Below are 23,558 nucleotides of genomic sequence, written 5' to 3' on the forward strand. Positions count from 1 at the left end.
AATCTTTAAAGGAAAAGTTCATGGCCAAACAAACCATAACAGTGATCAAAGGCGACGGCATCGGCCCAAGCATTATCGACTCAGCACTTGAAATACTAAAAGCCGCAGGATGCGATTTTGATTATGAATTTGTTGACGCTGGCCTCGCTGCGCTTGAAAAAACGGGCGAATTGCTTCCACAAGAAACAATTGACACGATTGCTAAAAATAAAATCACTTTAAAAGGTCCATTAACGACCCCTGTAGGCGAAGGCTTTACATCAATCAATGTAACACTTCGTAAACAGTTTGGTTTATACGCTAATGTTCGTCCTGTGAAGTCGTTCGCAGGTACTAAAGCACGTTACGATGACATTGATATTATTACTGTTCGTGAAAATACCCAAGGTATGTACTCAGGTGCAGGTCAAGTAGTGAGTGCTGATGGCAACGAAGCTGAGGCAATGTCTGTTATCACGCGTGAAGGCGCTGAAAAAATCGTTACTTTTGCATACGAGCTAGCTGTACGCGAAGGCCGTAAAAAAGTAACCGCTGTTCATAAAGCAAATATTTTAAAATCAACATCGGGTTTGTTCTTAAAAGTTGCTCGTGAAGTGGCTGAACGTTACCCTGAGATTGAATCAACTGAAATGATTGTTGATGCAACCTGTATGAAACTAGTAATGACACCGGAAGAGTTTGACGTAATTGTAACGACTAACCTATTCGGCGATATTTTATCTGATTTATGTGCTGGTTTAGTTGGTGGTTTAGGCATGGCGCCTGGTGCTAACATTGGTGAAAATGCGGCTATCTTTGAAGCTGTTCACGGTAGCGCACCTGATATTGCAGGTAAAAACCTAGCAAATCCAACGTCAGTTATTTTAGCATCTATTCAAATGCTAGAGCATTTAAATATGGGCGATACGGCAGAGCGCATTCGTAGCGCAGTGGCTGATGTAATTAAATCAGGCGACCGTACTACTCGCGATTTAGGCGGCAGCCATGGTACAACTGACTTCACTCAGTCAGTAATCGACCGTCTGTAACAAGTATAATTGAATTATAAAGCCAACATCTGTTGGCTTTTTTTATGCCTGCTCAAAACCGCCTGTATCACTTTAATGTAATTAATGTGTATTTAAGCTCCCTTCTCCTTAAAATTAAAAATGCATAATTTCTGCTTTTAACGTAAGAATACTTCACAGCAATTAGAATTTAAGATTAAAAAAGATATAAAAATGAATTTTTAATCCAAAAACTTTAGTTTTGGGTTGACATGAGCGCGCAAAAGCCTTAAAAATAACCACATACAAAAATTGTAATTTAAACAGCATTTTATTTTAAAGAGCAAAACATTATGAACACACAATTTCGTCTTTTATTCTTACTCGTACTGGTCTTAGTGATAAGCCCAGCGGGGATATATTAAAAGGTGAAACATGCTTTTTTAAACCCTCGCACTACGCGGGGGTTTTTTTTTGCATAAATTAGTCAACAGAGGAATGAGGATGAGTAAACAAGAATATAATGGCTCTGAATTGGTTGTTAAGTCATTAAAAGAGTTAAACGTTAAGTATATATTCGGTTACCCCGGTGGCTCAGTATTAGACTTATATGATGCGCTATTTCAGCAAGATGATATTGAACATATTTTAGTCCGTCACGAACAGGCCGCCACACACATGGCCGATGGTTACGCAAGAGCAACCGGTGAAGTCGGTGTTGTACTTGCCACTTCTGGACCGGGGGCAACAAACTGTGTAACAGGCATAGCAACTGCGTATATGGATTCTATTCCGATGGTGGTGTTATCAGGTCAAGTGCCAACCAACTTAATTGGCGATGACGCGTTTCAAGAAACGGATATTGTTGGCTGCTCTCGCCCTATCGTAAAGCATAGCTTTAATTGTAGAAGCGCTAGTGAAATTCCCAATATTCTTGCTAAAGCCTTTTATATTGCCAGCTCAGGTCGCCCAGGCCCAGTTGTCGTTGAACTTCCTAAAGACATGCTTAACCCTGAGCTAACCTTTGCTTATAACTTTCCAGCGGCAACAGAACTCAGAACCTACAACCCTAATACCAAGGGTCACTCTAAACAAATTCGTAAGGCCGTTGCTGCTATTTTAGAAGCGAAAAAGCTGGTTATTTATTCTGGTGGCGGAATTGTGCTTTCAAATACATCAGAGCAACTAACCCACTTAGTCGAATCGCTTAATGCCCCTATTACCAATACCCTAATGGGACTAGGCGGTATATCAGGCATTCATCCTAACTTTATTGGTATGTTGGGTATGCACGGTACATTAGAAGCAAATAAAGCCATGGCCAATGCTGATGTTATTTTAGCCCTTGGCGCACGATTCGATGATCGGGTTACCAATAACGTACAAAAGTTTTGCCCTAATGCCACTATCGTGCATGTAGATGTCGATCCGACTTCAATTTCCAAAACCATAAAAGCACATATTCCGGTTGTTGGCTGTTTAGCCACGGTACTTGAACAGTTACAAACTGCTATAGATAAAAGCCCAATAAAAATAGACCGCAGTGCACAAGAAGATTGGTGGCGACAGGTGATCAGTTGGCGCGAACAAAAATGCTTAAACTACAATACCGATGGCGATAAAATTAAACCTCAAGCAGTTATAGAGGCTATTTATAAAGCGACTAATGGTGATGCTTATGTCAGTTCAGATGTGGGCCAACACCAAATGTTTGCGGCGCAGTATTATCCATTTAAGCACCCTCGTCAGTGGATCAACTCAGGCGGCTTAGGCACCATGGGCTTTGGTTTACCGGCTGCAATGGGGGTTAAGCTCGCCTTTCCTGATAAAGAGTCTTTATGTGTGACTGGCGACGGCTCTATTCAAATGAACATTCAAGAGCTTTCTACCTGTTTACAATACAACTTAGCGGTAAAAGTGATCTCGTTAAATAACCGTTCACTAGGTATGGTTAGACAATGGCAAGATATGATTTATGGCGGCAGACACTCCTCTTCCTATATGGAATCACTTCCTGACTTTGTAAAACTTGTACAAAGCTACGGCCATGTAGGAATACGAGTCAATACACTGGATGAATTACAGCCAGCAATAGACAAAGCCATGTCGATAACCGATAGATTAGTGTTTTTAGATATTTTAGTAGACGAAAAAGAACATGTTTACCCGATGCAAATTAAGCACGGTGGCATCGATGAAATGTGGTTAAGAAAAGGAGTAAAGGCATAATGCGTCGTATATTATCTATATTATTAGAAAATGAACCCGGTGCGTTATCACGTATAGTGGGGCTTTTTTCTCAACGAGCTTACAACATTGATAGTTTAACTGTTGGAACCACTGATGATGAATCACTCTCGCGTATTACTATCACCACTAAAGGCGATGATAGAATTGTTGAGCAAATCACCAAACAGGTAAATAAACTGGTCGATGTACTTAAGGTGATTGATTTAACCGAAATGAGCCACATAGAGCGCGAACTGTTATTAGTAAAAGTATTTGCTCAAGATGAAGCTACGCGAGCTGCTGTAACGCGGGTTGTAGATGTATTTCAGGGCGCTATTTTAGATATGGGGCGTCAAAGTTACAGCCTACAATTGGTAAGCAGTACCGATAAAATAGAGTCGTTTTTAGATACCTTACGTCATGAAACAGACATTATAGAAGTGGTTCGCTCTGGCGCGGTCGGCATTGGTCGCGGAGATAAGGCGCTTAAAGCTAAATAAGCGTTAAATTTACGACAAAAAAAAGGGCTTAATAGCCCTTTTATTATTTTTATAAACCTTATAGGTTTACTTGGTCTTTAAGACCTTTACCTGGTTTAAAGCTTGGAATAGTCGCTGCTGAAATTTGGATTTCTGCACCTGTTTGTGGGTTACGACCTGTGCGAGCAGCACGTTCTTTAACTGAGAAAGTACCAAAACCAACTAATGCAACAGAGTTGCCTTCTTTTAGTGAAGAAGTTACAGCGCCTGTGAATGCATCAAGTGCACGTGTAGCGGCTGCTTTAGAGATTTCTGCGTCAGTAGAGATTTTTTCAACTAGTTGAGCTTTGTTCATTATTAGATTCCTATTCGTTATTATTTTGCCTTCGCAAATCCTATCTTTATGCATTTTCGAAGAGTTAGCAACAGCAAATTACGTTTTTTAACTTAAATACTAAAAAATTAGTAAAATTATAATAATTCACTGTAAAATACAGCGAGTTGGGTTAACAAAAACTTAATTTAAGCACAAATATAGTGCAGCTATGCACTGTGATGAGTCGCTATATTTTTTCAATTACTAAGGTCACTTCCCCGACCTCAACGCCAAACTTAACAATAGATGTGCGGTTTATCAAGCGCGTGTTGGTGACTAAATACATCCAATCGTCAAAGTTAACTTCAAAAGTGCTACCATCATAAGGAATTTCCACATTGTAGTTCCAATGAAAAACACTGCCTTCACTTTTGCCTGTGGCCGTACCTAAAACATCAGAAGCAATACCGGTTAACGTGTTGTCGTCGTTTAAGGTTATTTTCCAAATACGTTTTTGGGTTTCGCCGTCATCATAAACGAAGTCTTCCTCAATAACGCCTTGGTTGCCATCCCACGTAGCGCTCAAGTCTACAACAAGCTTACGGGTTAATTCGCCTTTAAAGTCTTGTACAACACCGTAGGCTTTTAAATCGCCGCTAAAAAAAGTCTTAAAATCGAAATTAGGCTCTGAGCCTTTGTAGTGCTCTACACTCGGCGCTGAACAACTTGCAATAAAGAAGCTCACTACCAGCAGCAAAGTTACTTTGATACGTTTTAGATTAATCATATTAAATCCCTAAAAGTTGATTTCTAATCGATGGTTCTGAGGTGTTCTCACTTAGCCAAATAGCTAAAAAGTCATCTGCAAAAGTGGTGTCTTCTATGCGGCCTATTTCATTGTCATTGTGAAAGAAAATACTGTGTCCTTGCTGATCGGTCAGTAAGGTTAACGATTCACCCTTTTTAATGTCTGGCCATATCGCTAATAATTTATCTGCATAGCGAGCTGATAATTGTGATTTACCTAAATGTTGCCATTGCTCTTTAGTGGCTTTTACAATGTCTTTAGCATCAAAGTCTCGCAGGTAAGTTAAAGTAAATTTAACTGGCGTTTGCTTGGGACTATAAGATCCAGAGGGAGTAAAAAGCGTTGCATCATAAACATCCCAAAAAAGGTATTCCATACGTGCCTCGCCCACTTTGTTAAACTGGGTATCAGCATAAGCAGCATGGTTAAACAGGGCATAAATTAGTACTAAATTTAAAAGCGTTTTCATAATCAGCTCCAAGCAGTAAATACAATTGTTTTATTGCTTAATAAACGCGCCAATTTTACCGTTAATAAATAAAATAACGCTAAACGTTGTAGCCCATAAAGCACCGTATAAAGGCCAAAATTGCCATAGCGGCAAGCCGAGTTCTAACACGTCGAATCGCGCCCCCGCCCAGTAACTTCCTGGTGCAAACGCTAAACATACAATAAACGCTTGCCAAGGTTTAAGGGTTGTTAAAAACGACATTGAGGTGTTAATACATAGCAATAAAGCAGCCCATAAAAACACTAACCAAAGCGGAAATGGCGCTACTTTAAATTCAATCAGACCGAACTTAACCGCGATAAATTCACTTAGTAAGGCTAGTGGTAAGCACTTTAGAAGCAAAAAAGCATCCTGTTTTTTTTGCGCTGACAAATAAAACATTAATGCAATGATAACAGTTGAATAGATAAGTGAGTGCTGTTCAAGCAGTAGGCATAAAAACCACACTACTTGAAACAGAACAAAATTAATAAGCGAGTGCAATCTCATCATTACTACTCGTAAAACGGGGTTTGCGTGCCATTAAATGCACGGTACTTGTTGCGCGAGTTCTAAATGCGCCCTCGCAATAAGCAAAATAAAATAGCCATAAACGATAAAATCGCTCATCAAATTTATTACTATCGAGGTTTGGCCAACTTGCAATGAAACGATCTCGCCAATCAGCAAGGGTTCTTGCGTAGTGAACACCAATATCGTTAACTGTGTGGATATTCATATCGGTATGATTTTTTATTTGCTCACTCATTTCGTTGAGCGAAGGCAAGCACCCACCAGGGAAAATATACTGCTGAATAAAGTCAGAATTTTTTAAATAATGTTGGTAACGCTGATCGCTAATTGTAATTGCTTGAATAAGCATAGCACCGTCGTCTTTTAATAGCTGACCGCACTGAGTGAAAAAACTAGGCAAGTACTCATGACCAACCGCTTCTATCATCTCAATTGATACTAGCTTATCGTATTTACCGGTTAGTAAACGGTAATCTTGTTTGAGCAAGGTTATTTTGTTTTCAAGCCCAAGCTCTTTAATTTTATTTGCAACATAATCGTGCTGCTCATCAGAGATGGTAGTGGTTGTTACATGGCATTCGTAGTGAGTAGCCGCGTAAATTGCAAATGCTCCCCAACCTGTACCAATTTCAATGACGGTGTCGCCTTGTTGTAACTCGACTTGTTCACAAATACGCTGTAGTTTGTATTGCTGTGCTTGCTCGAGGGTGGCGTCTTTACTTGGGTATACGGCACTTGAATAAAGCATTTCTTTGCTTAAAAAAGACTCGTATAAGTCATTGCCTAAGTCGTAGTGTGCAACAATATTCTTTTTAGAACCCGCATGTGAGTTCTTGTTTTTAATGTGGTTTATACGATGAGCGATGTTACTAAAAAAAGCGAATTTCTTTTCAAATGCGTCTAGTTGGTCTTGGTTTATTGCAAAAATTTCTATCAACCGAGTTAAGTTATCACACTGCCACTGCCCTAATATGTAGGATTCTCCCGCGCCAATACTTCCCGACAGCGCAAATGCTTTATACATAGCAGTATCATTAACGGTTACCGTTACTTTAAGCTCTGATGACGTATCGCCAAATACAGACTGCTGATTATTGTCTACAAGCACTATTTGACCTGTATCAATTGACGAGAACGCTTTAAACACTAACTTTTTATAAAAATTAGTAAACCAACTGGTGCGTTCCTGAACGCGTAAGCTCGATACCTTTTCCATATACTTACCTATATTATTGTTATTACTTATAAAACAACATAAATTAAATTTAAAGTTTGCCTGAATGACCTAAAAAAGGGACTTTTTTAACAAACAATTTAAATGCCTGATAGTAAATACCTCTGAAAATAGACCATGTCATTGCAGGAAAGCGCTTCAACAACTTGCTCATTTGTTTATTGCACAAGGGTTGGCGCTGTAACCTTAACGAAGCATCAAAAAGTAGTTCTTCATCTCGCTTATTTTCTATACGTATCAGTATATTGTCTTTCTTTTGTCGAACAGTCCAATGATAGTTCATATCCAAATTCATAAAGGGTGATACGGAAAAAACTTTCTTAAAGTTCACTTTTTTTTGTAGTGGAACCAAGTAGTAATGTCGCTCATTCCATGGGGTATTACTTACCTCGGCCACCATGTAGCTAAATTGATTATCGTCATGGCCAAAAAAATAAAAATTAACGGGGCTAAAGTAAATACCCAAGCAGCGTAACTGCCCTAGCAGGTACACATGGCTAAATTTCTCATCTACCCCTAACTGGGCTAGCTGCGCATGAGCTCGCTCTATGATGGGCTGATGATGACTATCGGGTAACCCTTTTAAATAATCAGATTGCTCAAACTTCAATGCTTTAAACCCTGAAGTTCCAAGCTGCTTATGGACGCCATTAAGCGCATGAGTATTATTTAAATCAACCCACATCATATAAAGCGGGTAATTAAACGCGTGATGTTTAACAGCAAAACGGCGATGTTTAACATCGCCTAAATACACTGCATTAGTCAAACTCTACTCCAAGTTGCTTGGCCACATCAACGGCGCTGCGCACACCATCCTCATGAAAACCGTTGTACCAATACGCTCCGCAAAAGTACGTGTTATTTTGTCCATCAACGGTATGCTTTTGCTGTTGAGCGGCAATAGATAATTGATTAAATACCGGATGATGATAGGTAAATTCACGTAAAATTTTACTCTGATTAATACCTTCTAAGTGGTTCAAGGTAACGCAGAACTGTGTATCTGATTTGATCCCTTGCAGTATATTCATTTGATAAGTAACCACCGCCGCTTTATCGGTATTGTTATTGAGCAAATAATTCCAACTTGCCCATGCGGCTTTTCTATCTGGTAATAGTGAAACATCGGTATGCAATACCACCGAGTTCTCAGTGTATGGAATAGCACCCAACACCTTATTTTCTTGCTCGCAGGCATCACCAAGTAACGCTAACGCTTGATCTGAATGACACGCAAAAATAACCTTATCAAACAGGGCTTGCTGGCCATCAGCAAATGTAATGGTGGCTCCCTGCTCGTCTCTGGTTACCGATTTAATGTCAGTGTTTAACTGTATTTTATCAGCAAAACCAGCTATCAACGGTTTAATGTATTCACGAGAGCCACCGGGAATAACGTACCATTGAGGTCTATTGGTAATGTCTAGCAAACCATGGTTAAAGAAAAACTTTACAAAAAACTCAACCCCTACATTTTCCATTTCTTTAATGCTAGTAGACCAAATGGCAGCACCCATAGGTAAAATGTAGTGATATTTAAAGAAATCATTAAAACGATGTTGTTGTAATAATTGACCTAGTGATTGCTCTGTGTAGTGACCTTTTGCGTGCAAAGCCTTACATAACTTATTAAAACGCACGATGTCATACAATAAACGCCAAAATTTAGGTCTAACTATATTTCTGCGTTGAGCAAATAAACTACTAAATGTATGCCCATTGTATTCAAAGCCGGTTGCCTCGTTATGCACACTAAAACTCATTTGGGTCGGTTTACGTTTCACACCAATGCGTTTAAGCAATTTTTCAAAATAAGGATACGTTCTATCATTAAATACAATAAACCCCGTATCTATCGCGTAATTAATACCGCTGTGCACTACATCTACAGTTGCGGTGTGACCACCAATATAATCATTTTTTTCAAATAATGTGACATCGTAATGCTTGTGCAGTAAATGTCCGCAGGTTAAACCTGATACGCCAGTCCCAATTATTGCTATTTTTTTCAACGGGTTAATCCTTTTGCAATTTTAAGCCAAAGCGAAAGTGGCAATATTCGCAATGCTTTAAGTATAAATGTAAAACGATAGGGGAAATGAACTTCTTTACGACGTTTAGCGACGCCCTTTATTATATAGTCAGCCGCTTTTTCAGCACTAACAGCCATCGGCATAGGGAAATCATTTTTATCAGTTAAAGGGGTTTTTACAAAACCAGGGTGTACTAATGTTACATCAACATCGTTTAAATCAACCGCAAGGGTTTTAGCTAAATAGCTAACGCCTGCCTTTGATGCACCGTAGGCTTCTGAACGTGGTAATGGTAAATAAGTAACACTTGAACTAACCATTACTAATTGCCCGCCAGAGACTATTTTTGGCAAAAGCGCCTCTAAGCAGTAACCCATTGATAACAAATTAACGTTAATAACACGCTCAAATAAGGCGCTATCAAAATTACGTGCATCGTCAACATACTCGCAGTTGCCAGCATTGAGAATTACGCGGTCAAATTGAGTGTACCCTAACGTTGCCGCTTTTATATCTTGCAAATTGGTTGCATCAAACTGGCAGGTTTCTATGTTGTTATGTTTGGCAAGTTCAGCGAGCTTTTGCGTATTACGCCCGCAGGCGATCACTGTATCACCCTGATCGGCGTACTTAATAGCAAGTTGCTCACCAATACCCGACGTTGCACCTGTAATAAGGGTAATCATAGTTAACCAGCCCTTTTATCAATAAAATTAATAATGTTGCCCAGTAATGGAATATGCTTATACAAAAGCTCACCAGCATTAAAGTAATCTCGATGTTTTACAATCTTGTCGCCTTCAAATACCAACTTGCTGTGCCCTTGCACTGAAATTGTATTGCCCGCGTTAAGTTTTGGGTGAGAATAATGCATTGTCCAGTATACAAATGCATTATTATCGTTGGTAAATGAGTCGGTTATGTCAAATCGACAATGCTTAACATTACTATATAAACCACAAAAATAACGCCTTAAATCTTCAAGGCCATTAATCTCGTGCAACGGATCTATAAAGTGAATGTTTTGAGCGTAAATTTCAGTTAATAACTCTAGGTTATCTTTATCAAGCTTTTGATATATTTCTACAAATTTATCGACTGATAATTGGTTATCCATATCACACCTTAAATGCAGCTAAAGCCCTCGCTCGTGCCGCTTTATGATCAACAATTGCCGGCCAGTAACAGTGTTCACTTTGCCCCGTTGCTGCTAAATAGGTATGAGGAAAATGAATGTGTTTATCTGGCACTTTTTGTAATTCAGGCAGATATTTACGGATAAAATCACCATTTGGATCAAAGCGTTCGCTTTGGGTAATGGGGTTGAATACCCTAAAGTAAGGTTGTGCGTCACAGCCGGTACTTGCAGCCCATTGCCAACCACCATTGTTTGAGGCTAAATCGCCATCAATAAGATGCTGCATAAAAAACTGCTCGCCTTTTCGCCAATCAATCAGTAGGTGCTTAGTTAAAAAACTCGCAACCACCATTCTTAAACGATTATGCATCCAGCCTGTTTGCAATAGCTGTTGCATGGCGGCATCAACAAGTGGATAGCCTGTACGGCCTTCGCACCATTGCTTAAACTCAGCGTCACTGTCACGCCAACTCACACTATCATACTTTTCGTTAAAATTGGCACCGCGTGAAAGTTTTGGGAATTCAGCAATTAAATGTTTATAAAATTCACGCCAAATCAGCTCGTTTACCCAGGTAAAGGTTTTACTTTTTGAGGTGGTCAGTATATCGGGGTAATGTTGTTGTATATTAACCATTAATTGTTTACTACTAACAACCCCTAATGCTAAATAGGGGCTTAAACCCGATGTTCCTTTTACACTAGGTATATCGCGTACATCATCATAACTTGCTAATTTATCATGGATAAAATTATCGACTACATTAGCTAAAGTGTCGTCATCAACCGGCCATTTTTTTGAGCTGTCATCACTGCTGAGTAATTCACACGATTCAATCTCAATAGGATTTGAAGATAATGGCCACGGCACCAAGCTAAAGTGAGTATCTTGATACTGTTTTAGCCACGCCCGTTTAAAGGGCGTAAACACTTTATACATTTCATTATTTTGAGTGCGTACACTACCTACGGGAGCAATGATATCACCCTCGTATAAAGTAAATGTTATTTGCTGTTGATCGCATTGCGCTTGAATCGCTTTATCTCTATTAAACTCATTAAGTTCATATTCTTTATTGGCTATTATGTGTTTAATCTCATACTGCTGACAAAAATCGAGAAGCTTAGTTTGGCAGTCTGTGAAATAAGGAGCCTCTATCACGTGTAAATTAATACCATACTCAGCTAATTTTTCACGGATATAACTGACTCTGCGTTTTAGTAAGTCAATTTGAATTGGGGCAGTATTATGCTGTGCCCATTGTTTTTCGCACACAAAAAAAATGGCGTGTTTAGCACCATTATTTAGCGCTTCAATAAGCGCTTCGTTAGAAAAAAGGCGCAAATCGCGCCTAAACCAAAATAGTGTATTCATTACAAACCGTAACGTAGCTTAAGTTCATTAGGATAAGGGTTAAAGTATATTTGCTTGCTTAAATACTCATTCGGGTGAACCTTTAAATGATGTTTAAGCAAGGTTAGTGGTACATAAAGCGGCACCAACCCTTGGCGATACTCGTCAATTGCATCTCGCATTTCTTCTTTTTCGATTTTTGATAAATCTTTTTTGAAGTAACCTTGCAAATGCATCAACGTGTTAGAATTATTTTTTCTTGAAGCAGGTCGTTTAAGCGCGGTCATTAAACCTAAAATGTACTCGTCGGCTAGAGCATTAACATCGTCACCTACAAACGTTCCAAGTAGATTGCCTAAATCACGATACGCTTGATAATTATGAGCCATTAACAAGTATTTGTATTGAGCATGGAACTGGGTCAAACGATGTACAGTAACCGGCTCTTTCACTAACTGTTGCCAGTTATGCAATGTATAAACACGCATTACAAAATTCTCGCGTAAATGAACGTCATTTAAACGTCCATTTTCTTCGCAAGGTAGTAAAGGATTGTGTTTCATGATTTGTTCAGCAAAGAAGCCAACGCCCTCAGAGGTGTTACCCGTTCCTGCTTCATTGTAAATTTTAACGCGCTCCATGCCACAGCTTGGGCTCTTAGCACAAAAAACGAATCCACTTAGATGCCCCGCTTGTTCTGTAGCTATTTTTTTACCGTATTCTGTGAGCTGCGGGCCAACATCTCCCGTACCATCCGGACGACACACTTTAATAGTATCGCCTGTTTTTACTTGACGAATTGTTGGACGGGGTATTGGTAAACCTACCGCAACCTCAGGACAATACATTTTATATTCAACATGTTTTGCCAGCTCTTCCATACAAAAGTTAGATTTTTTGTGGCCGCTGTCAAATCTTACCTTTTCGCCTGCTAAGCAGGCGCTAATACCTATTTTTATTGTATCTGTTTGCATAGATTCTCTTAATAAATCAAGCCACCAATTGGGTTAAGTAACTTGCTAAGTCCTTTATTAAAATGTAGCGCACTACTAACAACAGTAAAGCACAAACATCCCTCTTTTGTTAAAGGAGTATGTTGATGACGGCCATCTTGCCAAATAAAATCACCTGGTACATAACTGCCTTCTTCATCTGTAAATTCGCCATCAAGAAGCAGCGTAACTTCAAAACCTGTATGTGTATGCTCAGGAATTTCGCCGCCTGCGTCTATGTGCAATAAACTCGAGCGCAAATGCCCATCGTCAAGCGCTATACGTGAACGAGCAAGCTTACCTACTTGTGTAAATTTGCTATAAGAAATACGTGTTAATGCTCTTGGTAAGCTGTAATTATGGTCATTCACATCAATAGTAACAGGTTCAACAGCATAAACTTCATCAATCGAATCGTCTGACGTAATTAATTCAAGCAACCCTGAGTCCGCTATATCGTCGCTTTGCTCATCGTTATTAACATTCATGTTGTCACTAAACACTGCTTTTGCATTACTTGCCTCGAGTTTTTCAACCTCAGCTTGGCATATTGGGCACATGTCTACATGAATAGATACGGCTAAGCTTAGTGATGCGGGAAGTGTTGCTGCACAGTATTGTGTAAGTAGTGTTTCACTCGGGTGATGTTTAATCATGCTGATCTCCCATTTCATTACGTAATTTCTGCAAGGCTAAACGTAATCGTGATTTTACCGTGCCTACTGGAATGTTTAATTGTTGAGCAAGCTGCTCTTGCGACATATCTTGAAAGTAAACACCGCGTACCACTTCTCTTTGTGCTTGTGGTAGTTTATCTAGGTAGCGCTTAATTTGTTTATCTTCAAGGTGGTCACTGTATTCGTGATGTGTATCTTCTGATTCATTCAATAACGGCCAGATGTCTTCGCTGATATTTTCTTCTTTGTTGCTTTTCATCTTTCGAAGCATATCAAAGGACGCATTACGCATTACCGTATAAACCCACGTAGTGGCTGCGCCTTTGTCGCTGTTGTACAAATGCGCTTTTCGCCACACTGAAGTGAGTGTTTCTTGCACCAACTCCATTGCTTGGGCTTCTACACCAAACTGCTTAATGCCAAAGCGTTTGATCTTTGGTGCAAAATATTCAAACAAGTACGCGAAAGATTTTTTATCGCGAGATTGGGCTACATTAACTAATGCTTCCCTGAGCTCCGTACTTGGCGTTTCTGGCATGGCAGTATACTTACCTGTGTTAGGTTCACAACGTAATATTTGTTGTTGACTTACCATAGTAAAATGTCCCGTTATAGCTTTTGTAAGTACCATTACGAGCTAAGAATATAAGCGGATCATAATTATTTTAGGCAAATTCATTATTAATCACAGTATGGAGGAAATTCAGCAAGTTATCAAAATTAGTTTCAAATGCAAGTTGTTGTTTTTTCTCAATAGAAATAGGGAGAAGCTCAAGCCATCTGGCAACAACCCAAGTAAGTTGATTAAACTGGGTATGTTTATAAAGAGACTGTAGCTGTGGATTATTAGAGAATACTTCTTCTAATGCCACTTGAAGTAGTTGATGTTCGCCAATGTCATGATTACTGCTATTGTACCAATAAGGTGTATTGCACGCAGAGACCTCACCATAGCGTAACTCCTGTTCGTCTTGGTACACGTTATCTAGTTGCACACTTTTTGATGCAAAAACATCAATCAACAGCATACCGCTTTCGTCTTGGTCGAAATCAATAATATCCATTAAACACCCTTGGGCGCTTATATTAAATGGTGTGTCGTGTTCGAAGGTGCAAAGTACAAAACCGCTGTTTGTTTTTAATGCGTTTTTAACCATCGTCAAATAACGAGGCTCAAATATACGTAATCGCGTATAGCCTTCAGGTAATATAAAAATAGGTAATGGGAAAATCGCACGTTTCATAAAGTCTACTTCTTTCAAACACTCTGCCTTTATTTACGTGCGCTCTATTGAAGTCGATCAGCTTTAGTTACATCGATTGTTTTACCGTGTAAGTGCATTCGCTAATTAAACCTCGTTCCCACATTTTTTATCATGTAAGCGATGTAATATACACTCAGTACACTTGCCACTGGCGCCAACATCAGGGCTAACAATTCGAACTCGCTGTTCATCACTTATTCCCTATTTTTATTGCTTTTGTTGTGTTTTTACTACAAGTTGCTTTTCATCAATGCCACTATTATCAACAACTGGGTTGGTTTGTAGTAAACCATCTAAAATAGCTTGGGCATCAAAAGAAACAGCTTCCTTTACTGACTGTTCAAGTTCATAGGTTGCTTGTGATACATAAGTAGACACTGTTTTAGTTAGCATATCTGTAATATTTAAATCGACTTCTGTCGCGTTAACCTGAGTTGAGCCTAATACAAGTAAGCTTGCGATTGTGATGTTGATTGAAGTTTTCATAATAGTATTCCTTGTTTGTTTATTGGTAAGTACGCTTAGTTACAATCAAGGGCTATGCCATAATGGAAAAACTTTATAAGTCATTGTTTTAAAATTAAATAAATAAATTTAAAAGAAATCCACAAAATCTAGATTAGTAATTTTGACCAATGAATTTAAAAATAAAACCAAATAATAGTGTGTTTGTTAATGTTCAGTAAATTAATGACTTTATTTCGTATTTGAAAGTTTCAGCGTACACCTGTACACTAAAAATCATTCGGAAAGTGGTAGGATCTGTTATGTCTGTTGAAGCTCCCTATTCTAAAAAAGAAGAGCTGTTAAATGTTATTAGTCATGCCCTAGGCATTGTATTTGCTGCTTTTGTTTTTTGGGATTTAGTTAAACAAACTAATAGTGTGAAAAGCTATGCTAGTACTCTGATATACGGCAGTAGCTTACTAATTTTATTTTTATCTTCAACGCTTTATCACGCCAGTGTGCGCCCAAGATTGAGAGCGTTTTACAAAAAATGTGATCATTGCGCCATCTATTTACTGATTGCAGGCACCTACACGCCCTTTTTGTTGCTGTCGTTATCTGGGCTCTGGTCTTGGGCTACCTTAGCCTTTATTTGGACAGTAGCGTTTGCAGGCATCGCTTATAAGCTATTGGTTAAAAATGGCAATAAAAAAGTATCACTGGCTACTTATTTATTAATGGGATGGTTTGCATTAGCCATTGTGTATCCGCTTTATTTAAACGTGCCTATCAATGCACTTTATTGGCTATTAGCTGGCGGCTTATTTTATAGTGTAGGTACTATTTTTTATAGTGCTAAAAGTACTCAATATAGCCATGCTATTTGGCACCTTTTTGTTATTGGTGGATGTGTTAGCCATTATATTTCGATCAGTAACTATGTTTATTAGGCTGGTTAAGCCATTTAGATTAGTCTGGTTTGAGCGAGAAGCGGTCATTGAAATTGGCTAAATATCGTAGTTAATTGATTGGTGAAACTGCTCTTTGCGCATATATTTATGAAAATGAGCGGCGCGCGTAAATTATTCTATTTAACTTTACTTTAAAGTTTTAAAAAACTTAGTGATAGTAGTGCCTTAGGTAATTTGTTAAAAGTAGATAAATAAGCGTTAAATCGGCAAAAATATGCGCGATGAGCGCACTATTAAATTGTTAGCCCACAGGCGTCAGAATTAGCGAAGGATTATGATAAAAGGTCAAATAGTAGAATGGAACGATACTAAAGGTTATGGGTTTATATCGTCTGTTGATGGGAAAGTGAGAGTATTCTTCCATATTTCATCTATCACTAACCGAGGTTATCGCCCTAAAGTAAAAGATAGCGTTACTTTTGACGTCGCTGAGGATAAAAAGGGACGATTCAATGCTGAAAATATTGTGGTGCGAGGTGTCAACGGATTCCCTTATACAGTGCTATTTGGTTTTAGCTTCTTGGTCGCAGCAATAGCATCGGTAACAGTATTTAATGGTGAAATACTTCTAATTCCTTTGTATTTAGTATTGAGCATCTTTACATATTTTATGTTTGCGTGGGATAAACAAGCGGCACAGAATGGTAGTTGGAGAACGTCAGAAAGTACATTGCATACATTATCTTTGGTCGGTGGTTGGCCAGGAGCACTACTGGCTCAGTTTCAACTACGACACAAATCAAGGAAACAACCTTTCAAGTTCATTCTATGGATTACAATTTTTATCAACATTGGTGGTTTTGTTTGGTTGTTGAGTGAATCAGGACGGCGTATAGTCCAGAGTGTTTTAGGGGCGTTTTAGCGTCTATCAAACTTGCAAAGTAATGTGGGCTAACAAAGCGTTCAAGACGGATTCACAACGCTTGGTAGTTTTGGTTTGGTTCAGCTTTAGTGGCTACGGCACAATGGTTTAGGTTTGGTGGTCGCGTTTTTCACCACTTAACGCGGCGTTAGGTGATTACTTTTGTGCGCTTATTTTAAACCATGAGAAGAGGTAATAATGGGAATAATAACACTTATTATATTATTAGTAGTGGTGCTTGTGGTTGTAGTCACTCTTACACAAACAAGAGCCTCTTCGACTCAAAAAGTGGTAAGCAATCAGGTTGTTTCGCGTAGTGGTATGAAAGATGCTAAGTATTCAGGGACTATGTTTACAGCATCGCACTCTAAAAAGAGTAATGTAGATGACAACATACACAATTCCAGTTATTGCTTCGATACTAATGATTACCTTGGCAAAGCTGCTGATGCGAAAAGTCAGGCTAAGCAGGCAGTTAAAGAGCGAGACTTTGATAAGGCGTGGCGATTATTTCATGAACAAAAAGAATATTATGTGAAGCATGCAAATCGAATTGGATTCAGTGCGCGAGATGCCCTTTCATTGGATTCTACTGTACATGAAGATTTAGCAAATATACTACGCGTTGGTGGTAAGCATCATGATGCTTTCTTTAATATTCTGTATTGGGTTATTGCTTCTAGGCATAGACCCATCAAACGTCATGAGCAAAAATTGAAAGCCTATTTCAATCGCTGTAAATTCAAGAATACAACTATTGAGGATGTATGCGACTATATTGCTGGTTGTGGGAACACGATAGTTAACCCTATAAAGATTAGAGAGCAAGTCGAAAGGTGGCGCGCTTGCGAATAATCACCTAACAACTGACTAAGGCTATGAATGTCCGCTTATGGCACTCAGCCGACAGTCAATATAGATGGTTTAACTTACAGTACAAATCAGTTATTTATATCGCTAACGGGTAAATTGGGTTGTTTCTGGTAAATTCATTATTTTTGTCGGATAGCGTGGCTCCGCCACTTGTCCAACCTACGTCAAAAGGTAGGTTGGTTAAGCCAAAGGCGCCACCCAACAGAGTTTCAGATACACGCCTTTAAAATCCGCTCATGGCACTCTCTAGCCACTCGACAACATTAAATATTGAGAATTATTGGCAAGGTATTTTACTTTGTCGGATGGCGCTTCGCTTATCAGACCTACGCGAGCACTTATCTGCCGAGAATAGTTATATCACTCCCATCTACACTCGCGCATATTCACTTTATTATTGTTAAAATTAACACCTTCTAATAACAGTTTTTGTCGTTGTTCTTGGTATTTATCGCTTCCTTCGGGAAACGATATTTTACCTTGGCTATTAACCACTCGATGCCAAGGGATCGCCGAATCTTTAGGCATCTCTTTTAATAATCGGCCAACTAGCCTTGCATTATTAGGATACCCTGCAAGCGCCGCTACTTGCCCATAACTGGCAACACACCCTGAGGGTATACTCGCAATAATAGTATAAATTACCGTTTCTTTATTAACGTCCATTATTGTTTAAGTACTCCTGACTGAGTAATTCAAATTGCTGCCAAATTTTACGCGCTACAGGACCATGGTGCATGGCATGTTGACGAAAAACACGAATTTGCGCGCTAAACTGATGCTCTCTGTCTGTTACTATTATTTGCTGTAATGAGCCCGCGGCAATTTCTTTTTTACAGTGGCCTAAACTCATCATTGCCCATCCTGCACCTGACAATAAAAACGACTTTAGGGTAGATATGTCATCTATTTTCATTACCGCAGCCCCTTTAGAATAAGACAACCTGTCGCTGTCTATGCTCAAGCCACTTTCAAACATCGCTAAACACGGGTAAAGTTGTAACTCATCGTAGGTAAGCTGCTTAGGTAAAATCCCTTTTGCGCCAACAATGCCTATATCAAGCTTGCCTATCGGTAAGCTTTCTAAATCGCCGGTGGCATGAAATAAATCAAACCATGGGCCAATCCCAAGCTCGGCTTGGCCGGTATTAACTTGCTCTAAAGATACAAACCGTTTACCACTGGTTAAACGAAATTCTGTACTAGAAAAATGCTTAAAAGTATTACTTATGATCTCGTTATAACTTTGCACATGACAAATTTGCTCGTAGCAAACTCTATATTGCGCTTCATTCCCCAGCGCCAGCTCGGTTGCAAGCTGAGTAAGCTGCTCATTCGCGTTTAAAAGCTGTTTAGCTTCACGATGAAAAATACGCCCTTTTTCGGTAAGTTGTAATCGGTATTTTGAACGGTCGAGTAGGTCAAAGCCTAATTTAGCTTCTAAGTTTTTAATCGCCAATGTGAGCGCTGGTTGCGTTTTATGTAGCTTTAATGCAGCGCCACTTAAACTCGCGCTTTGCACAATAGCATCTAAAATTTGTAATTGATTAAGTTTCATAGTCAGCCCGGCACATTATAAGTAAAACTTATTGAGTTTCTAAAATTTAATGAATTTTATTTTATATGTTTGCAGCGTATGCTGCACACACTTATTTAGCCTTTTTTTATCATGGAGATATCATGCCACTGTTTCGCTTATGTTTACTATCTGCGACATTACTAAGTTTAATAGGCTGCTCAGAGCCCGAGAAAATAGCTAAAGAAGAGCCTATTCGTCCGGTTAAATTATTTAGCATTGGTCATGATTCACAAACTAACATTCGCAGCTTCCCCGCTGAAGTGGTTGCAAACCAAGGCTCATATCTTGCTTTTAGGGTCAACGGTGAGTTGGTTGAATTTCCTGTATTAGCTGGTGAACAAGTTGAAAAAGGACAACTATTGGCTAAGTTAGATCCTGAGGATTTTCAATTACAATATAACGAACGTAAAGCACGATACGAACTGGCAAAATCACAGCTAAAACGCATTAAACAACTATTTGATAAAAATATCACCAGTCAATCTGAGCTTGATCAAGCCGTTGCCAATAAACAAGTCGCTGAGTCAGCGTTTAAAATTGCAGAAACAAATTTAGAGTACAGTGAACTTCGTGCTCCTTTTGCTGGCATAGTAGCCAAAGTGTTTGTAAAAAACTTTGAGAGTATTCAAGCAAAACAAAATGTTCTGCGCCTAGAAACTCGCGATTTTATGGATGTAGAAATACAGGTTCCTGAAAAAATCGTGGCGCGCATTCAAAAAGATACCCAATACCAACCTATGGTTGAATTTGATGGCTATCACGACAAGCAATACAAACTAACGCTTAAAGAATGGGACACCCAAGCCGATCCGGCAACGCTTACCTATAAAGTGGTTTTTTCATTACCGGTGCCAAAAGATTTTAATTTGCTTGCGGGTATGTCGGGACAAGTGATGATAGATTTGAGCAAAGTTACACGCTCACAAACCCCTTACACTATTTTACCTATTGAGTCGGTATTTTCAGATCCTAATAAAAGCCTAAGCGATAATGCCTATGTGTGGGTTTTTAATCAGCAAACTGGCACTGTGCATAAACAAGCAGTACAAGTGGGCCAATTGCATCACGACACTATCGAAGTGCTTAGCGGCGTAAAAGAAGGCCAACAAATTGTCTCTGCCGGTGTTCACTCTTTACAAGAGGGCATGTCTGTTCGTCCTTGGAATAAAGAGCGAGGCTTATAATTATGGGCTTTGCGCAACTATCTATTGAGAAAAAAGTCATTAGCTGGATGTTTACGCTGTTGCTGTTAATTGGCGGCAGTGTATCTTATTTTGATTTAGGCCAGCTGGAAGATCCTGAATTCACTTTAAAAAAAGCCATGGTGATCACTTTATATCCAGGTGCCTCTCCACAGCAAGTCGAAGAAGAAGTGACATTTCCGATTGAAAATGCCATTCAACAGCTCCCCTATGTTGATTATGTCACCTCTATTTCATCCAATGGTAAATCACAAATTACCGTAGAAATGAAAAGCACCTATCGTAAACAGGAGCTAAGACAAATATGGGATGAAATGCGTCGTAAAATAAACGACCTTAGCCCGTCGCTGCCAAGTGGTGTTTACCCCAGTAATGTGATTGATGATTTTGCCGATGTTTACGGCGTTATGTTTGCCGTCACGGGCGATGGCTACTCGTATGATGAATTAAAAGACTATGTTGATTATTTAAAACGTGAACTTGTTTTAGTCAAAGGAGTGAGCAAAGTTACAATTGCGGGCCAACAGCAGCCACAAGTAATGGTTGAGGTATCGACGCAAAAGCTTGCCCAACTCGGTATTGCGCCTAGTCATATTTATGATTTACTGCAATCACAAAACACCGTATCTAACGCTGGACGTATTCGCGTGGGTAATGAGTCTATTCGCTTGCACCCTACTGGTGAATTTAAAGATGTAAAAGAACTTGAAACCTTATTAATTTCAAAGCCTGGTGCCAGCGAACTCATTTATCTAGGCGATGTTGCAAAGGTTTACCGTGAATATGCTGAAGTACCGACTAATGTGATTCATTACAATCAACAACATGCTCTGCTTATTGGTGTGTCGTTTATGTCTGGGGTTAATGTTGTTGATGTGGGTAAACACATAGATGAGCACTTAGCATCTCTTGATTATCAACGCCCGCATGGTATTGATATTAGCTCAGTGTATAACCAACCTAAAGAAGTAGAGCAGTCGGTAGATGGCTTTATTGTTAGTTTAATAGAGGCCATTGCAATAGTTATTGTAGTACTACTTATTTTTATGGGCTTTAAAAGTGGGGTTTTAATCGGCGGTATTTTATTACTGACCGTATTAGGCACCTTTATATTTATGAAGCTGTTTGCGATTGACTTACAACGTATATCATTAGGCGCGCTAATTATTGCGCTAGGTATGCTGGTCGATAACGCCATTGTTGTGACCGAAGGTATTCTCATCAACCTCAAGCGCGGTCAAACAAAGCTTAAAGCCGCAGTTAATATTGTCGATCAAACTAAGTGGCCACTACTTGGCGCAACAGTTATTGCCATAACCGCTTTCGCACCGATTGGTTTAAGCTCAGATGCCAGTGGTGAATTTGCTGGCAGCTTATTTTGGGTGCTGTTTATTTCTTTGCTATTAAGCTGGATCACCGCAATTACCCTCACCCCGTTTTTTGCCCATTTAATGTTTAAAGAAACCGAATTTAAACACGAACATAATCAAGAGCATGAAGACCCTTATCAAGGCATCATATTCAATGGTTATAAAGCGACATTAAATTTAGCTATGCGCTTTAGAAAAACAACCTTAGTCCTTATGGTTGCCCTTTTATGTAGCGCTGTAGTGGGGTTTGGCTCGGTAAAACAATCATTTTTTCCAGCCTCGAATACACCGATGTTTTATGTGGATTACTGGCAAGATCAAGGTGCTGATATTCGTGCAACCCTTGAGGGCATTAAGCAGCTAGAAGCTTATTTACAAAAGAATGAACTGGTCACAGAAATCACCAGTACGGTTGGCCAAGGTGCGCCGCGTTTTATGCTGACTTACGCGCCAGAAAAATCTTATCCTGCTTATGGGCAGTTAATTATTCGTGTCACCAATCGTGAAGCCGTCGCAAAAGTCATGCAAAAAGTGCGCGATTACGCAAAGCAACATCCGCTGTCAGCAAAGCTAAAAGTAAAACCAATGGAAATTGGTCCGTCAACCGATGCTAAAATAGAGGCGCGGTTCTCAGGCCCCGATCCGGTTGTTTTAAGACAGCTATCATCACAGGCTAAAGAGATTATCGCCAAAGACGACGGTGCCTTTAACATTCGCGATGATTGGCGTGCACGCACTAAAATGATTCGCCCCCAATTTAACGAACAAAAAGCACGCCGTTTGGGGATCACCAAATTTGATCTTGACCAAGTTCTGTTAACGAGCCTGTCGGGTAAGCAAGTGGGTGTGTATCGTGATGGTACGCAATTATTGCCTATTATTGCCCGTTCACCGGCAAGCGAGCGCTTAAATGTAGACAGTGTTCACGATTTACAAATTTATAGCCCTGTTTTACGCGTGTTTGTGCCGGTTACCCAAGTGGTTGATGAATTTATTGTTGAGTGGGAAGACAGCTTAATTATGCGTCGCGATCGTAAACGCACCATTACTGTGATGGCAGATCATGATGTTTTGGGTGATGAAACGCCTGCAAAATTATTTGCTCGGGTTCGCGCTGAGGTTGAAGCAATTGATTTACCCCGTGGCTATGAAATGCAATGGGGCGGCGAGTTCGAATCATCAAGCAAAGCGAAAAAGGCTATTTTTGGCTCGTTACCACTGGGCTATTTAGCAATGTTTGCAGTAACAGTATTACTGTTTAACTCAGTGAAAAAACCTTTAGTTATTTGGGCAACTGTACCGCTGGCTATTATTGGTGTTAGTGCAGGCTTATTAGTGATGAATGCACCGTTTAGCTTTATGGCGCTACTAGGCTTACTAAGCTTAAGCGGCATGCTAATTAAAAACGGCATTGTACTGGTTGATCAAATAAACTTAGAACTGAGTGAAGGTAAATCACCCTATCAAGCAGTGTTTGACTCAGGCGTAAGCCGTGTGCGCCCTGTAGCCATGGCCGCTATCACAACAATACTTGGCATGATCCCGTTATTATTCGACGTATTTTTTCAGTCGATGGCGGTCACCATTATGTTTGGGTTAGGATTTGCTACAATACTGACGCTAATTGTAGTGCCGGTTTTATACACTGTGGTATTTAGGATTGATTACCCTAAATAGTAGGCTAACAAAAAACGCAGCTAAGGCTGCGTTTTTATT

25 protein-coding genes are annotated in these 23,558 nt (G+C 39.5%); 8 read left to right on the forward strand and 17 right to left on the reverse strand.

Annotated elements, in window-relative coordinates:
• Positions 1-20 precede the first annotated feature (20 nt).
• The 3 genes from MTN97_RS10565 (at position 21) to ilvN (ending at position 3,715) form a co-directional block, all read left to right on the forward strand.
• Entirely contained in the window at positions 21-1,028 is a 1,008-nt protein-coding gene (locus MTN97_RS10565) for an isocitrate dehydrogenase (protein WP_036983988.1), read from the forward strand.
• Between the two features lie 462 nt (positions 1,029-1,490).
• Positions 1,491-3,215 carry an acetolactate synthase 3 large subunit gene (locus tag MTN97_RS10570; protein WP_069439709.1) on the forward strand — a complete coding sequence of 575 codons (1,725 nt, stop codon included), beginning with the start codon at positions 1,491-1,493 and terminating at the stop codon, positions 3,213-3,215.
• Entirely contained in the window at positions 3,215-3,715 is a 501-nt protein-coding gene (ilvN, locus tag MTN97_RS10575; protein WP_069439708.1) for an acetolactate synthase small subunit, read from the forward strand. Before MTN97_RS10570 ends, ilvN begins: the two co-directional genes overlap by 1 nt.
• A 58-nt stretch (positions 3,716-3,773) precedes the next feature.
• On the opposite strand, the gene MTN97_RS10580 is transcribed toward ilvN, so the two are convergent.
• From MTN97_RS10580 to MTN97_RS10650, 15 genes are all read right to left on the reverse strand, one after another.
• A complete protein-coding gene (locus tag MTN97_RS10580) occupies positions 3,774-4,049 on the reverse strand; it encodes an HU family DNA-binding protein (RefSeq protein ID WP_008112559.1) in 276 nt (91 codons plus the stop codon).
• Between the two features lie 208 nt (positions 4,050-4,257).
• Positions 4,258-4,797 carry a DUF3833 domain-containing protein gene (locus MTN97_RS10585; RefSeq protein ID WP_248474360.1) on the reverse strand — a complete coding sequence of 180 codons (540 nt, stop codon included), beginning with the start codon at positions 4,795-4,797 and terminating at the stop codon, positions 4,258-4,260.
• 1 nt (position 4,798) lies between these two features.
• Positions 4,799-5,287: a chalcone isomerase family protein gene (locus MTN97_RS10590; protein ID WP_013463263.1), complete on the reverse strand. Its 489-nt coding sequence runs from the start codon at positions 5,285-5,287 to the stop codon at positions 4,799-4,801.
• A gap of 30 nt (positions 5,288-5,317) precedes the next feature.
• A complete protein-coding gene (locus MTN97_RS10595) occupies positions 5,318-5,818 on the reverse strand; it encodes a DUF2878 domain-containing protein (RefSeq protein WP_248474396.1) in 501 nt (166 codons plus the stop codon).
• The gene (locus MTN97_RS10600; protein ID WP_248474361.1) at positions 5,796-7,058 is read right to left on the reverse strand and encodes an SAM-dependent methyltransferase; all 1,263 of its coding nucleotides are present in this window, start codon (positions 7,056-7,058) and stop codon (positions 5,796-5,798) included. Before MTN97_RS10600 ends, MTN97_RS10595 begins: the two co-directional genes overlap by 23 nt.
• A 49-nt stretch (positions 7,059-7,107) precedes the next feature.
• Complete coding sequence (locus tag MTN97_RS10605) at positions 7,108-7,845, reverse strand: DUF1365 domain-containing protein (RefSeq protein ID WP_036983984.1); 738 nt, start codon at positions 7,843-7,845, stop codon at positions 7,108-7,110.
• A complete protein-coding gene (locus tag MTN97_RS10610; protein WP_248474362.1) occupies positions 7,838-9,091 on the reverse strand; it encodes an NAD(P)/FAD-dependent oxidoreductase in 1,254 nt (417 codons plus the stop codon). The genes MTN97_RS10605 and MTN97_RS10610 overlap by 8 nt, the downstream gene beginning before the upstream one ends.
• Positions 9,088-9,798, reverse strand: coding sequence for an SDR family NAD(P)-dependent oxidoreductase (locus MTN97_RS10615; RefSeq protein WP_248474363.1), 711 nt, complete (start codon positions 9,796-9,798; stop codon positions 9,088-9,090). Before MTN97_RS10615 ends, MTN97_RS10610 begins: the two co-directional genes overlap by 4 nt.
• Positions 9,799-9,800: 2 nt before the next feature.
• Positions 9,801-10,229: a nuclear transport factor 2 family protein gene (locus MTN97_RS10620; protein ID WP_036983980.1), complete on the reverse strand. Its 429-nt coding sequence runs from the start codon at positions 10,227-10,229 to the stop codon at positions 9,801-9,803.
• A gap of 1 nt (position 10,230) precedes the next feature.
• Positions 10,231-11,625, reverse strand: coding sequence for a deoxyribodipyrimidine photo-lyase (phrB, locus tag MTN97_RS10625; protein WP_069439704.1), 1,395 nt, complete (start codon positions 11,623-11,625; stop codon positions 10,231-10,233).
• Complete coding sequence (locus MTN97_RS10630; protein ID WP_036983978.1) at positions 11,625-12,578, reverse strand: YbgA family protein; 954 nt, start codon at positions 12,576-12,578, stop codon at positions 11,625-11,627. Before MTN97_RS10630 ends, phrB begins: the two co-directional genes overlap by 1 nt.
• Positions 12,579-12,586: 8 nt before the next feature.
• Entirely contained in the window at positions 12,587-13,252 is a 666-nt protein-coding gene (locus MTN97_RS10635) for a ChrR family anti-sigma-E factor (RefSeq protein WP_036983977.1), read from the reverse strand.
• A complete protein-coding gene (locus MTN97_RS10640) occupies positions 13,245-13,868 on the reverse strand; it encodes a sigma-70 family RNA polymerase sigma factor (RefSeq protein WP_036983976.1) in 624 nt (207 codons plus the stop codon). The genes MTN97_RS10635 and MTN97_RS10640 overlap by 8 nt, the downstream gene beginning before the upstream one ends.
• A 70-nt stretch (positions 13,869-13,938) precedes the next feature.
• Positions 13,939-14,517: an LON peptidase substrate-binding domain-containing protein gene (locus tag MTN97_RS10645; protein WP_036984076.1), complete on the reverse strand. Its 579-nt coding sequence runs from the start codon at positions 14,515-14,517 to the stop codon at positions 13,939-13,941.
• A 228-nt stretch (positions 14,518-14,745) separates the two neighbouring features.
• Positions 14,746-15,024, reverse strand: coding sequence for a hypothetical protein (locus MTN97_RS10650; protein WP_248474364.1), 279 nt, complete (start codon positions 15,022-15,024; stop codon positions 14,746-14,748).
• A gap of 281 nt (positions 15,025-15,305) precedes the next feature.
• Here MTN97_RS10650 and trhA point away from each other — a divergent pair, with 281 nt between their 5' ends.
• The 3 genes from trhA (at position 15,306) to MTN97_RS10665 (ending at position 17,673) form a co-directional block, all read left to right on the forward strand.
• On the forward strand, positions 15,306-15,935 hold the full coding sequence (gene trhA, locus MTN97_RS10655) for a PAQR family membrane homeostasis protein TrhA (RefSeq protein ID WP_036983974.1): 630 nt from the start codon (positions 15,306-15,308) through the stop codon (positions 15,933-15,935).
• Positions 15,936-16,230: 295 nt separating this feature from the next.
• Positions 16,231-16,818, forward strand: a complete 588-nt coding sequence (locus MTN97_RS10660) for a cold shock and DUF1294 domain-containing protein (RefSeq protein ID WP_190276285.1) — start codon at positions 16,231-16,233, stop codon at positions 16,816-16,818.
• Between the two features lie 198 nt (positions 16,819-17,016).
• Positions 17,017-17,673, forward strand: a complete 657-nt coding sequence (locus tag MTN97_RS10665) for a hypothetical protein (RefSeq protein WP_051498262.1) — start codon at positions 17,017-17,019, stop codon at positions 17,671-17,673.
• A 378-nt stretch (positions 17,674-18,051) separates the two neighbouring features.
• Here the strand turns inward: MTN97_RS10665 and MTN97_RS10670 are convergent, their stop codons facing one another.
• Positions 18,052-18,357: an MGMT family protein gene (locus MTN97_RS10670; RefSeq protein ID WP_036983973.1), complete on the reverse strand. Its 306-nt coding sequence runs from the start codon at positions 18,355-18,357 to the stop codon at positions 18,052-18,054.
• Positions 18,347-19,249, reverse strand: a complete 903-nt coding sequence (locus MTN97_RS10675) for a LysR family transcriptional regulator (RefSeq protein WP_069438931.1) — start codon at positions 19,247-19,249, stop codon at positions 18,347-18,349. Before MTN97_RS10675 ends, MTN97_RS10670 begins: the two co-directional genes overlap by 11 nt.
• A 122-nt stretch (positions 19,250-19,371) precedes the next feature.
• Here MTN97_RS10675 and MTN97_RS10680 point away from each other — a divergent pair, with 122 nt between their 5' ends.
• Both MTN97_RS10680 and MTN97_RS10685 read left to right on the forward strand, forming a co-directional pair.
• On the forward strand, positions 19,372-20,454 hold the full coding sequence (locus tag MTN97_RS10680; RefSeq protein WP_248474365.1) for an efflux RND transporter periplasmic adaptor subunit: 1,083 nt from the start codon (positions 19,372-19,374) through the stop codon (positions 20,452-20,454).
• A gap of 2 nt (positions 20,455-20,456) precedes the next feature.
• The gene (locus MTN97_RS10685; protein ID WP_248474366.1) at positions 20,457-23,519 is read left to right on the forward strand and encodes an efflux RND transporter permease subunit; all 3,063 of its coding nucleotides are present in this window, start codon (positions 20,457-20,459) and stop codon (positions 23,517-23,519) included.
• The last annotated feature ends 39 nt before the right edge of the window (positions 23,520-23,558 follow it).

It is taken from the genome of Pseudoalteromonas sp. 2CM36K (assembly GCF_023161865.1).
GTDB lineage: Bacteria > Pseudomonadota > Gammaproteobacteria > Enterobacterales > Alteromonadaceae > Pseudoalteromonas > Pseudoalteromonas tetraodonis.